We start from the raw sequence: 12,262 nt of genomic DNA, 5'->3' as shown, positions 1-12,262 counted from the left end.
CGAGGCCCGGGGGCGAAGCGGAACCCACACGGGAGGCGCGGTCCGGGCTGTCAGCGGAATCGCGGTCCCCGCAGCCCCCGCGGCAGGCGCGGTCCGAGCCGTACGGAAAAGCGGCCGAGGGCGCCGTCGGCGTGCGCGCCCCGGCCGGTGAGGCTCCCGTTCCGCTGGCGCCCCGCGCCCGGTTGTGGCCCGCGATGGCCGCCGTCTACCGGGCGCAGCTCTCCCGTGCGCGGGTCGCCCGCGTACCGCTGCTGTTCGTGGCGACGTTCCAGTCGCTGGGGATCATGGTGCTGATGAGGGGCGTCGTCGACGGCGGCGCGGAGTCGCGGGCGGTGGTCGCCGGGTCCGCGGTTCTGGTGGTGGCGTTCGTGGCGCTGAATCTGCTGGCCCAGTACTTCGGGCAGCTGCGTGCGGGCGGCGGACTCGACCACTACGCGACGCTTCCGGTGCCCGCGGCGGCGGTCGTACTCGGGGCGGCGGGTGCGTACGCGTCGTTCACGGTGCCGGGGGTCGTGGTGACCGCCGTCGTGGGCGGTGTGATGTATCAACTGCCGCTCGGCGGGCTCTGGCTGCTCGTGGCCGTCGTACCGCTGGCGGGCGCGGCCCTGGCCGGTCTCGGCGCGGCGCTGGGCCTGCTCGCTCCGAAGCCGGAGATCGCCACGCTCTGCGGTCAGCTCGGGATGTCGGCGGCGCTCCTGCTGGGCGTGCTGCCCGGGGACCGGCTGCCGCAGCCCGTGGGTCTGCTACGTGATCTGCTGCCGTCTACGTATGGAGTCGAGGCGCTGACCCGGGCGTTCGAGACGCGGCCCGACTGGCTCCACGCGGCGCTGGATCTGGGCGTGTGCGCGGCCGTGGGGGTGGCGTCGCTGGCGCTGGCGACCTGGGCGTACCGGCGGGCCGCGGTGCGCTGAGCCCGGGGCCGACCGGAACGAGGAACCGAGAACCGAGAACCGAGAGCCGAGAACCGAGAGCCGAGAACCGAGAGCCGAGAACCGAGAGCCGAGAACCGAGAGCCGAGAACCGAGAGCGGTCTCCGGTCAGCGTCCGGACCATGTGCCGGGCCCGCATACGCCCTGGTCCGGCCGACGGCCGAAGAGATCCCGGCCTGCGTACGGACGGCGCCTGAGCAGGCGAGGCCGGGACGGGAGCCGCTGTCAGTCGCAGCCATCTACGGCCCGCCGCCCGAACTGGTGCCCGGAACTGGCACGATGGCGTCGTGACCGCACCAACGCCTTCCTCACCCGACCCCGACCACTCGCGTCGCTCCTCCCGCTCGCAGCACGGCCGTGGCGGCCGGCGCGGCGGACAGCCGGGCTCCCACCGGCGCGGCGACCACGCGGGCGGCGATCACCCCGCGTCTCCCTACGGGCCAGCCGGCCCCGGCGGCCACAGTCCCGGCGGCCCCGACTACGGCGGGTCCGACGACGGAGGCCGGGACTACGAGGGGTCCGGCTACGGCGGGTCCGGCTACGGAGGAGCGGGCCACGGCGGACCCGGCTACGGCGGGACGGGCGCGGGCGGCTCCGGTGCGGGAGCCTCGGGCCAGCCGCCCTCATACGGCGGGTCCGGAGCGTACGGACACCCCGGCGACCGTACGGAGCAGGGCCCGGCGGGCGGTCCCGTACAGCCCGAGTACCCGCACGGATACGGGCACGACGAGTACGCGGACCAGGAACGCCCCGATGTCCGGCGCGAGGCACGCTCCGGCGCTCTGTGCGCGGCCGTCATGCTCGTGGTGGGAGTGGCGCTCGGGCTGCTGTGGCTGTGGCTTGCGCCGCGCGTACCGCTCGTCAAGGTCGACGGCGGTGTCTTCCTCAAGGACCCGGAGGGCGAGGAGGCGATCGGAGCGGACGGCACGTTCGTGCTGCTCGCGCTCGGTTTCGGGGTGGTGACGGGACTGCTGGTGTTCCTGCGCAGCCGCGGCGGAGGCATCGGGCTCGCCGTCGGGCTCGCGGTGGGTGCGCTGCTGGGTTCCGTGCTGGCGTGGCAGCTCGGCGTACAACTGGGGCCGTCGAGCGATCTGGCCGCCTCGGCGAAGGCGGCGGGCACGAACAAGACCTTCGACGGGCCGCTGAAGCTTCAGGCCAAGGGCGCGCTGATCGTCTGGCCGTTCATGGCGCTGCTGACTCATCTGCTGCTGATGGGTTCCTTCGGCCACCGCGATCCGGAGCCCATGGCACCGGCGGCCCCTCCGCCGCCGGTACCGCCCAAGGACGGGGGAGCCCCGCAGCACTGGTGAGGGCAGGCCCGCGCTCGGCGCATCATCGAGCCGGGCCCCCGGCCGCTCCTCGTGCCCTCAGCCCCTCAGCCCCTCACGATGTGCCACCCGTACGGGCGATGGCCGCGGTGGCCGCTCCGGTGAGGGCGATCAGGTCGGCCGGGGCGAGCTCGATCTCCAGGCCGCGCCGCCCCGCCGAGACACAGACGGTGGCGTGCTCGGACGCCGAGGTGTCGACGACCGTGGGCAGTCGCCGCCGTTGTCCCAACGGCGAGACGCCGCCCAGCACATAGCCCGTGCTGCGTTCTACGGCCTTCGGGTCCGCCATGGCCGCCCGCTTGCCGCCGGCCGCCGAGGCGAGGGCCTTCAGATCCAGCGACGCGGAGACCGGGACGATCGCCACGGTCATCGCCCCGTCGATCTCCGCGACGAGCGTCTTGAAGACCCGGCCGGGATCGATGCCCAGGGCTTCGGCGGCCTCCGTGCCGTAGGAGGCGGCGGAGGGGTCGTGCTCGTAGGAGTGCGTGGCGAACTCCACGCCCGCACGGGACACGGCCAGCGTCGCCGGGGTCGCCGCCTGCTGCTGCCGTTGCCGTTGTTGCTTCTTCTTCGCCATCGCGTGCACCGTCGTCCGTCCGCCGTGCCGTGTGCGTGGCCCGCATCGGCCCGGCGGCTGTGTGCCGTACGTCGTCCGTCGTCGCCGCAGGACCATGGGAGACCGTCGCCGCCTCGGCCGAACTCGCCCTGACCGAGGCTCAGTTGGGGCTTGTCGGGCTGCGCGTGAGGTCGGCCGCCGGGAGCGAGGGCAGCTTTCCGATCACGGCCGTCTCGCGGCGCAGGATCTTCAGCTCGTCCGCGAGCCGCGTCGCGGTGTCCGGGGCCTGGAGGAGGCGCTGCTTGGTCGGGGTGTCGAGGATGGTCGCCGCGGCCACGAGATACGAGACGACCGACGGGTCGTCAGGCAGCTCCTGACCGGCGGCCAGGGTGCGCTCCCGGGCGCTCGCGAGACGCTTCTGGTAACCGCGGAACGCCCGCAGCACACCGGAGGACAAAGTCCCCGCGCCGTCGCCCTCCTCCTCCGGCAACTCCTCGATCTCGCCCGTGAGATACGGGCCGCTCGTGTCCACCGAGAGAAGCCGGAAGCGTGTGGTGCCGGTGGCCAGCACCTCGTAGCCCGGGTCGTCGTGGGCGGCCTCGTCCTCGTCGACGGACGCGTCGTCAGGGCCGGAGCCGGTGCCGCCGGCCGCGCCGGAGCCCGGTCCCCCGCCGGTGCCGGAGCCCGTACCGCTCCCCGTGCCCGTACGTTCGCGGATCGTGGAGGCGTCGGCGACGCAGCCCACCGTGTAGAAGGACGTCATCGGATCGGGTCCGAACCCGGCCATCGGCTCGGCGCCCTGCGGCGGCGCGCTCTCCGGCAGGCCCGTCGAGGTCTGTGCGACCTCGCGGCCGTCGCGGATGGCGACGACACCGAAGCGGCGGGGCGTGTCCTCGGGGATCTTCAGCAGGTCCCGCATCAGCGCGCGGTACCGCTGCTCGAAGATGTTCAACGGCAGCACAAGACCAGGGAACAGCACCGAGTTGAGGGGGAAGAGCGGAAGCGCGGTTGTCACAACGAGTAAGCCTAAAGCCTTCGGGGCGTACGGGGTGCTCCCGATCGATCACGAGTGCAACTACGAGCGGGCACCCGCGGCCGCAGCGCCGCGCAGCCGCCGTACACGGGCGGCGCGTCCGTACGGCAGCGCGCCGTCGGGGCCCCGACTTCGCGCCGCCGTACGGCAACGGTCGGCTGGTTCACTGACGGCGAAGCAGCCGCGTCGCGCCCGTCGCCACGGTCGTGGCGAGGATCCAGCCGAGGAGGATCAGCCCGGCAGCGACCCACTGCGGAAGGCCCGCCGGATCCCAGGCGTTGTCCTGCCCGAGCGTGATGACGGGCAGCAGCAGATCGAGCGCGTACAGCGCGGCGTTCCAGTGCGGCGACTCGTTGCCCTTGAGCGGTTCGGGCCGATGCACCCCGAAGTACATGGCGCTCGCCGCCCACAGCAGCGCCATCCACAGCGCGGCCTGCGCCGGGCGGTATCCGTATGCGACCGTCCAGTCCTGTAAGTAGCCCCATACCTTGCCCACCAGCGGCAGCGTCTCGCGGCGCCGGCGCTGCTTGGCGAGGAGCACCGCACGGGCGTTGGTGTCCTCGCCGCTGTTGCGGTACATCAGCGCCAACTGCTCGTAGGGAAGCGGCGAGTACTCAGGCGTGGCCGCGGCCAGCCAGCGCAGCCGCTCGCGGACGTTGAAGTGGCCCTCCTTGGGGATGGCCTGCTGGTAGGTGAAGCCCGCCATCCACAGCCGCTGGTCCCTCGGCCAGCTTCCGACGCGGTCCAGCAGCTTCTCCACGGTGGCGCCGGAGAGCACGACGAGGCCGCGCTCGGGCGCACGCGGCGTGAAGTTCAACTCCGGTGTCTGGATGCGCCGCAGGGACAGCTCCTGGTCCCGCTTGAGTTCGAAGCGGGCGTTCTCGATGACGAGTGACGAGCCGAACCTGCCGTCGTCCAGCACCACTCCGCCCGTGCACTCGAAGCGCTTCGTACGCCAGCGGCTGCCGCCCTCGGCGAAGGAGACGGGGGTGCCGGACGCGGGAGTGGCGCCGCCCTGTAGCTGGGAGGAGCGGCCCCGGTTGGCGTCGGCGAAGCTCGCCACGTGCTCGACGGTCATCTGCGGGGCGTGCAGGGCGTAGCGGCCCTTGGTGTTGCGCAGCACCGAGCCGAACATGTGCAGCGAACTGCCGATCGTCGCGCCGCGCAGGCTCACTTCGCCGTCGGTGACCAGCAGGCTCGCCTGTAGTTCCTGGGAGACGGTGATGCCGTCGGCGGCTATGGCGCGTATCCGGCGCCCGCTGCCGATGGTGGCCTCGTTGAGCATCAGGTCGGTGCCGATGGTGGCGTCGGTGAGCTTGACGCCCTCGGGTATCGAGCAGCGCGGCAGATGGAGATCGCCGTCGGTGTTCAGCCGGGCCGCCTCCAGCCGCGGTATGTAGCAGTCGACGAGGCGCGCGGTGTGCATCCGCGCCTCCGCCATCCGCACCTCCTTCTCGAAGCGGCACTGCCGCAGCTCGAAGTACGGCTCGATGATGCCGCCCGACAGGTCGAGCACGTCGGTGATGTGGGCGCCCGAGACGTGCAGCGACGCCACGCGCCCCAGCAGCGGCGGCGGTCCGTGCAGCAGCAGCAGCGAGATGACGCGGGCGCGCACGGTGCGGTCCGGTCCCCAGACCTGGTCGCCGTTGGGGTCGTCGAGTTCGGCTTCGCCGCTGCGCAGGTCGTACTCGCTGCCGTTGAGGAACGCCTGCCACATGCCCCACTCGGCCCTCGTCAGCCAGGAAGGCGGCTCTCTTGAGTCCACCGGCTCGCTCACTGGTCTGCTTCCCCCTCTGCTTCCTCTGCCTCTGTCCTGCGTCTGCTCTGCTTCCGGCCCGCCGCCGTCCGGCGTCTGTCCTGCTCCTGTTCCGCCTCGCCGCCGCGGCTGCCGGGCCGGTCGTGCCCGTGCCGCGTGCGTTCGCCGGGCCCGGCGGGCAGGGCCCGGACGGGGCTCCGGCCGGGCCCGTCCGCTTCTTTCCCTCTGAGTGACTGTATGAACGCCAGAGGCGACGATCGTCTCCCGGGGTGCGTATCACTCACTGATACGCGCGACCGGTGGCCGGACGAGGTCTGAGAGACTGGACCCGTGATCTCCCGAATCGACCTGCGCGGTTCCGCCGTCCCCGTCGACGGCGGCCTCGACCGCGATCTGCTTCCCCGTGCCGAGCTGGACGTCGAGGCCGCCCTGGAGAAGGTGCGCCCGATCTGTGAGGACGTCCGGCATCGCGGCACGGCGGCGCTCGTGGATTACGCGCAGCGGTTCGACGGCGTGACTCTGGAGCTGGTGCGCGTACCGCGCGAGGCCCTCGACGACGCCCTGGCCGGGCTCGACCCGGACGTAAGGGCGGCGCTGGAGGAGTCCGTTCGCCGGGCCCGCGTCGTACACCGCGACCAGCGGCGCAGCGACTCGACGGTCACCGTCGTGCCCGGCGGCACGGTCACCGAGCGCTGGGTGCCCGTCGAGCGGGTCGGGCTCTATGTGCCGGGCGGCCGGGCCGTGTATCCCTCGTCGGTCGTGATGAACGTCGTGCCCGCGCAGGAGGCCGGTGTCGGCTCCCTCGCCGTCGCATCACCCCCGCAGGCCGAGCACGGCGGACTGCCGCACCCGACGGTGCTCGCCGCGTGCGCACTGCTGGGGGTGTACGAGGTGTACGCGGCCGGGGGCGCACAGGCCGTCGCGATGTTCGCGTACGGCACCGGCGAGTGCCCGCCCGCGCAGCTCGTCACCGGCCCCGGAAACATCTATGTCGCCGCCGCGAAGCGCCTGCTCAAGGGCCGTATCGGCATCGACTCCGAGGCGGGGCCGACCGAGATCGCCGTACTCGCGGACGACACCGCGGACCCGGTGCACGTCGCCGCCGACCTCGTCAGCCAGGCCGAGCACGACACGGTCGCCGCCGCCGTGCTGGTCACGCCGTCCGAGGCGCTGGCCGACGCGGTCGAGGCCGAACTGAAGGAGCAGGTCGCCGCGGCACGGCACCGTGAGCGGATCACCGAGGCGCTCGCCGGGCGGCAGTCGGGCATCGTGCTCGTCGACTCCCTGGAGGACGGCCTCGCCGTCGTCGACGCCTACGCCGCGGAGCACCTGGAGATCCAGACCGCGGACGCCCCCGCGTGGGCGTCCCGGGTGCGCAACGCGGGCGCGGTCTTCGTAGGCCCCTACGCGCCGGTCTCGCTCGGCGACTACTGCGCGGGCTCCAACCACGTGCTGCCGACGGGCGGTTGCGCCTGCCACTCCTCGGGCCTGTCCGTGCAGTCCTTCCTGCGCGGCATCCACGTCGTCGACTACTCGCGCGAGGCGCTGGCCGACGTCACCCACCACGTCGTCACGCTCGCCGAGGCCGAGGACCTGCCCGCGCACGGCACGGCGCTCAAGGCCAGGTTCGAAGGGTTCAAGGAGTCCAGGGGCTCCGGCGGGGCGCAGGCTCCCGGCGGGCCCGACGGAAAGGCGCCGCAGAGCAAGTGACCGGCATCGAACAGCTCCCCGTCCGGGACGAGTTGCGCGGCAAGACCCCGTACGGCGCCCCGCAGCTCGACGTGCCCGTACGGCTGAACACCAACGAGAATCCGTACCCCCTGCCCGAGGAGCTGGTGCGGCGCATCGGCGAGCGCGTCACCGAGGCCGCGCGCACCCTGAACCGCTACCCGGACCGCGACGCTCTGGAGCTGCGTTCCGCGCTCGCCGCTTATCTCTCCCGCACGGCGGGCCATGAGGTCTCCCGTGAGCAGGTCTGGGCGGCCAACGGCTCCAACGAGGTCATCCAGCAGCTTCTTCAGACCTTCGGCGGGCCCGGCCGAAGCGCCCTCGGCTTCGAGCCGTCCTACTCGATGCACTGCCTCATCTCCCGTGGCACCGGCACGGGTTGGCTGCCGGGCCCGCGCCGTGAGGACTTCACCGTCGACACCGAAGCGGCCGTGCGGGCGATCGCGGAGCACGCCCCGGAGGTCGTCTTCGTCTGCTCGCCGAACAACCCCACGGGCACCGCCGTCGACCGCGACACCGTCGTGGCGCTCTACGACGCGGCCCAGGCGGCGGGGCCCTCGATGGTGATCGTCGACGAGGCGTACGGCGAGTTCTCCCACCGGCCCTCGCTGCTGCCGCTGATCGAGGGCCGCCCGAACCTCGTGGTCAGCCGTACGATGTCGAAGGCGTTCGGGGCGGCCGGGCTGCGCCTGGGCTATCTCGCCGCCGATCCCGCCGTCGTCGACGCGGTGCAGCTCGTACGGCTGCCGTACCACCTCTCGGCGGTCACACAGGCCACCGCGCTCGCCGCCCTCGAACACACCGGCACACTGCTCGGCTATGTCGAACGGCTCAAGGACGAGCGTGACCGGCTGGTTCGGGAGCTGCGGGCCCTCGGGCTCGAAGTCACCGAGTCCGACGCCAACTTCATCCAGTTCGGCCGGTTCGAGGACGCTCAGGCCACCTGGCGCGCCCTGCTGGAGCACGGAGTCCTCGTGAGGGACAACGGAGTGCCGGGACGGCTGCGGGTGACCGCGGGCACGCCCGAAGAGAACGACGCGTTCCTCGACGCGGTACGCGCAGTGACGAAGGAGAGCATCCGATGACTCTGGCTCGCGTGGGCCGTGCGGAGCGCACCACGAAGGAGACCTCGGTCCTCGTCGAGATCAACCTCGACGGCACCGGCAAGGCCGACGTCTCCACCGGCGTCGGCTTCTACGACCACATGCTCGACCAGCTCGGCCGCCACGGCCTGTTCGACCTGACGGTCAAGACCGAGGGCGATCTGCACGTCGACAGCCACCACACGATAGAGGACACCTCTCTCGCGCTCGGCGCCGCCTTCAAGCAGGCCCTCGGCGACAAGAGCGGCATCGTGCGCTTCGCGAACGCCTCCGTTCCGCTCGACGAGTCGCTGGCGCAGGTGACGGTCGACCTGTCGGGACGGCCGTACCTCGTGCACAGCGAGCCGGACGGCATGGCCCCGATGATCGGCGAGTACGACACGACGATGACGCGGCACATCCTGGAGTCCTTCGTCGCGCAGGCACAGGTGGCGCTGCATGTGCACGTGCCCTACGGGCGCAACGCGCACCACATCGTGGAGTGCCAGTTCAAGGCGCTCGCGCGCGCGCTGCGTCACGCCAGCGAGATCGACCCGCGCCAGACCGGCATCCCCTCGACCAAGGGGGCGCTGTGACGGGCCTGTCGGCGGTGCTCATCTTCGTCGGGCTCTTCCTGCTCGGCGGGGCGGTCTCCTTCTGGAAGCAGAAGCTGCCGAAGGGCGTGGTGGCGGTGCTCGGCACGGCCTCGGCGCTGGCGCTGCTCGCCGGGGTGCTGCGGCTGGAGGTGTGGACATGAGCGGGGCCAGGAGCGCCGACACGAGCGCGCCGGGTGCGGAGCGCAAGAAGGCAGTGGTCTTCGACTACGGCTTCGGCAACGTGCGTTCGGCCGAGCGCGCCCTCGTGAGGGCCGGCGCGGACGTGGAGATCACCCGTGACTACGACAGGGCGATGGCCGCCGACGGGCTGCTGGTGCCCGGCGTCGGCGCCTTCGCGGCCTGCGTCGAGGGGCTGCGGGCGGCACGTGGCGACTGGGTCGTCGAGCGGCGGCTCGCGGGCGGCCGTCCCGTGCTGGGCATCTGCGTGGGCATGCAGATCCTCTTCTCGCGCGGCGTCGAGCACGGCACGGAGGCCGAGGGCTTGGGCGAATGGCCGGGCACCGTGGGCCCGTTGAAGGCGGACGCCGACCACGCCGTGCCGCACATGGGGTGGAACACGGTGACGCCCGCCGCCGGTTCGCGTCTCTTCGAGGGGCTGTCCGACAGCGACCGCTTCTACTTCGTCCACTCCTACGCCGTCCACGACTGGGAGCTGACGGTCACTAACCCGGCGATGGCACCGCCGAAGGTGAGCTGGGCGGAGCACGGCGCGCCGTTCGTGGCCGCCGTGGAGAACGGGCCGCTGTGGGCGACGCAGTTCCATCCCGAGAAGTCCGGCGACGCCGGTGCGCGGCTGCTGTCCAACTGGGTCGCCTCGCTGTGAGACCGGACCTGTGCGAACCCGGGGAGCCGGGCCCTTACGACCCGGGCCCGTACAACCCGGGAACGCCGGAAGCCCGAACGCTCTGAAGACCGAAGCCAGTCCTGAAACATTGACGATCACTGAACAACGAGCCGGGAGAGCACGTGTCCACGCCTTCGTCCACCCCGTACGGGCCGTCCGTTCACACGCTGGAACTCCTCCCCGCCGTCGATGTGCGCGACGGGCAGGCCGTACGCCTCGTCCACGGCGAGTCCGGTTCCGAGACCTCCTACGGCGACCCGCTTGAGGCGGCCCTCAACTGGCAGCGGGCGGGCGCCCGTTGGCTGCACCTCGTCGACCTCGACGCGGCCTTCGGCACCGGCGACAACCGCGACCGCATCGCCGAGGTCGCCCGTGCGATGGACATCGAGGTGGAGCTTTCGGGCGGCATCCGCGACGACGCGAGCCTCGCCGCCGCCCTCGCCACGGGCTGCCGCCGCGTCAACCTCGGTACGGCGGCCCTGGAGACGCCCGAGTGGGTCGCCAAGGTCATCGCCGAGCACGGCGACAGGATCGCGGTCGGACTGGACGTGAGGGGCACGACGCTGCGCGGCCGCGGCTGGACCCGCGACGGCGGCGACCTCTACGAGACGCTGGCCCGGCTCGACTCCGAGGGCTGTGCCCGCTACGTCGTCACGGACATCAACAAGGACGGCACCCTCAAGGGCCCCAACCTCGAACTGCTGCGCAACGTCTGCTCCGTCACGGACCGTCCCGTCATCGCGTCCGGCGGGGTCTCCTCCCTTGACGATCTGCGGGCGATCGCCACTCTGGTACCGGAGGGCGTCGAGGGAGCCATCGTCGGCAAGGCCCTCTACGCCGAGGCGTTCACACTTGAAGAGGCTTTGGAGGCCGTGTCGTCATGACCCCGCCCGAACGGCGTGACCCCGAAGTGGAGCGTGACCGCTCCGGAAGCACCTGGGAAGAGACGATCGGCTTCGCACGCGCCGTCGCCGCGGGAGACCGGGTGCTGGTGGCGGGGACGATGCCGCTCGCGGACGGCAAGCTGCTCGGCGAGGGCTCGCCCTACGAGCAGACCAGGGCCGCTTTCGGCAACGCCCTCAAGGCACTCGAACCGTTCGGGCTCGGCGCGGAGTCGGTGATCCGCACCCGGATGTATCTCACGCACGCGCGGGACGTGGGGGACGTCGGACGCGCGCACCGTGAGATCTTCGGCGAGGTCGCCCCCGCGGCGACCGTCGTGATCGTCTCGGGCTTCGTGGACTCCCGGGTGCTGGTGCAGGTGGAGTTGGAGGCGTTCCGCACCGACCGTTCCTGACGGCCGTACGATCCCGGGCTTCGCAGCCCTGTCGTCGGCAGCTCCGTTGTCCGCAGCCCGCTCGTCCGCAGCCCGGTTGTCCGCAGTCACCGCCTCCGTACTGCCGCGGCGTCCGAACCCGCCCGGCACCGCCCCCGGCACGTCCCTCGCACCATCCAACAAGGAGTCAGCACAGCATGTCCGTGGCCGTACGAGTCATCCCCTGCCTGGACGTCGACGCCGGACGGGTCGTGAAGGGCGTCAACTTCCGTAATCTGCGGGACGCGGGCGACCCGGTCGAGATGGCGAAGATCTACGACCAGGAAGGCGCCGACGAACTCACCTTCCTCGACATCACCGCCTCCTCCTCCGACCGTGAGACGACATACGACGTCGTACGGCGCACCGCCGAGCAGGTCTTCATCCCGCTCACGGTCGGCGGCGGCGTACGCAGCGGCGACGACGTCGACAGGCTGCTGCGCGCGGGCGCCGACAAGGTCGGCGTGAACACCGCGGCCATCGCACGGCCCGAGCTGATCCGTGAGATCGCCGAACGCTTCGGCAGCCAGGTGCTGGTGCTGTCGGTCGACGCCCGGCGCTGCGGCGAGGACGCTTCCACGCCCTCCGGCTTCGAGGTCACCACGCACGGCGGCCGCCGCGGCACCGGGATGGACGCCGCCGAATGGGCGCGCCGCGCGGCCGAGTTGGGCGTGGGGGAGATCCTGCTGAACTCGATGGACGCGGACGGCACCAAGGACGGCTACGACACCGAGATGATCGAGGCCGTGGGACGGCATGTCTCCGTACCGGTGATCGCGTCGGGCGGTGCGGGCAGGCTGGAGCACTTTCCCGCCGCGGTCGGCGCGGGAGCCGACGCGGTGCTGGCGGCCTCCGTCTTCCACTTCGGCGAACTGCGGATCGGGCAGGTCAAGGACGCGCTGCGTGAGGCGGGCGCGCCCGTCCGCTGAGCGCGGGGCGGATCGCGGTTCGCAGGTTACGAGTTCGGGGGACCGCCGGTTCGCGGGTTCGCGGGACCGCCGGTTCGCAGGTTCGGAGGACCGTCCGTTCGCGGCTTCGCGGGTTCGCGGTTCGCCGGTTCAGCGGTGAGGCCCG

General features: G+C 72.1%; 13 protein-coding genes. 10 read left to right on the top strand and 3 right to left on the bottom strand.

All coding sequences use genetic code 11. From position 1 onward, the window contains the following. Window positions 1-131 precede the first annotated feature (131 nt). Both MMA15_RS04810 and MMA15_RS28155 read left to right on the top strand, forming a co-directional pair. Entirely contained in the window at window positions 132-911 is a 780-nt protein-coding gene (locus MMA15_RS04810) for an ABC transporter permease (protein ID WP_241062996.1), read from the top strand. Window positions 912-1,216: 305 nt separating this feature from the next. Continuing rightward, window positions 1,217-2,239 (top strand): hypothetical protein, encoded by a 1,023-nt coding sequence (locus tag MMA15_RS28155; RefSeq protein WP_308290506.1) that lies wholly within the window; start codon window positions 1,217-1,219, stop codon window positions 2,237-2,239. A 73-nt stretch (window positions 2,240-2,312) separates the two neighbouring features. Here the strand turns inward: MMA15_RS28155 and ybaK are convergent, their stop codons facing one another. The 3 genes from ybaK to MMA15_RS04790 form a co-directional block, all read right to left on the bottom strand. Beyond that, a complete protein-coding gene (ybaK, locus tag MMA15_RS04800) occupies window positions 2,313-2,834 on the bottom strand; it encodes a Cys-tRNA(Pro) deacylase (protein ID WP_241057721.1) in 522 nt (173 codons plus the stop codon). Window positions 2,835-2,973: 139 nt separating this feature from the next. Further along, window positions 2,974-3,828, bottom strand: coding sequence for an LON peptidase substrate-binding domain-containing protein (locus MMA15_RS04795; protein WP_241057720.1), 855 nt, complete (start codon window positions 3,826-3,828; stop codon window positions 2,974-2,976). Window positions 3,829-4,009: 181 nt separating this feature from the next. After that, window positions 4,010-5,623, bottom strand: a complete 1,614-nt coding sequence (locus MMA15_RS04790; protein WP_372498179.1) for an oxidoreductase — start codon at window positions 5,621-5,623, stop codon at window positions 4,010-4,012. A 309-nt stretch (window positions 5,624-5,932) separates the two neighbouring features. Here MMA15_RS04790 and hisD point away from each other — a divergent pair, with 309 nt between their 5' ends. The 8 genes from hisD (at window position 5,933) to hisF (ending at window position 12,117) form a co-directional block, all read left to right on the top strand. Continuing rightward, window positions 5,933-7,312 carry a histidinol dehydrogenase gene (gene hisD / locus MMA15_RS04785; RefSeq protein ID WP_241057719.1) on the top strand — a complete coding sequence of 460 codons (1,380 nt, stop codon included), beginning with the start codon at window positions 5,933-5,935 and terminating at the stop codon, window positions 7,310-7,312. Beyond that, complete coding sequence (locus MMA15_RS04780) at window positions 7,309-8,415, top strand: histidinol-phosphate transaminase (RefSeq protein WP_241057718.1); 1,107 nt, start codon at window positions 7,309-7,311, stop codon at window positions 8,413-8,415. Before hisD ends, MMA15_RS04780 begins: the two co-directional genes overlap by 4 nt. Before the next feature lie 2 nt (window positions 8,416-8,417). Then, window positions 8,418-9,008, top strand: a complete 591-nt coding sequence (gene hisB, locus MMA15_RS04775; RefSeq protein WP_241062993.1) for an imidazoleglycerol-phosphate dehydratase HisB — start codon at window positions 8,418-8,420, stop codon at window positions 9,006-9,008. After that, window positions 9,005-9,169 carry a CG2302 family histidine operon protein gene (locus MMA15_RS04770; protein ID WP_241057716.1) on the top strand — a complete coding sequence of 55 codons (165 nt, stop codon included), beginning with the start codon at window positions 9,005-9,007 and terminating at the stop codon, window positions 9,167-9,169. The genes hisB and MMA15_RS04770 overlap by 4 nt, the downstream gene beginning before the upstream one ends. Continuing rightward, entirely contained in the window at window positions 9,166-9,852 is a 687-nt protein-coding gene (gene hisH, locus MMA15_RS04765; protein ID WP_241057715.1) for an imidazole glycerol phosphate synthase subunit HisH, read from the top strand. The genes MMA15_RS04770 and hisH overlap by 4 nt, the downstream gene beginning before the upstream one ends. A 143-nt stretch (window positions 9,853-9,995) precedes the next feature. Further along, on the top strand, window positions 9,996-10,757 hold the full coding sequence (gene priA / locus MMA15_RS04760; RefSeq protein ID WP_241057714.1) for a bifunctional 1-(5-phosphoribosyl)-5-((5-phosphoribosylamino)methylideneamino)imidazole-4-carboxamide isomerase/phosphoribosylanthranilate isomerase PriA: 762 nt from the start codon (window positions 9,996-9,998) through the stop codon (window positions 10,755-10,757). Next, window positions 10,754-11,170, top strand: a complete 417-nt coding sequence (locus MMA15_RS04755; RefSeq protein WP_241057713.1) for a RidA family protein — start codon at window positions 10,754-10,756, stop codon at window positions 11,168-11,170. Before priA ends, MMA15_RS04755 begins: the two co-directional genes overlap by 4 nt. Before the next feature lie 176 nt (window positions 11,171-11,346). After that, on the top strand, window positions 11,347-12,117 hold the full coding sequence (hisF, locus tag MMA15_RS04750; protein ID WP_241057712.1) for an imidazole glycerol phosphate synthase subunit HisF: 771 nt from the start codon (window positions 11,347-11,349) through the stop codon (window positions 12,115-12,117). Window positions 12,118-12,262 lie beyond the last annotated feature (145 nt).

The organism is Streptomyces marispadix (assembly GCF_022524345.1).
Lineage (GTDB): Bacteria > Actinomycetota > Actinomycetes > Streptomycetales > Streptomycetaceae > Streptomyces > Streptomyces marispadix.
This window is presented reverse-complemented; position numbering and strand designations above follow the sequence as displayed.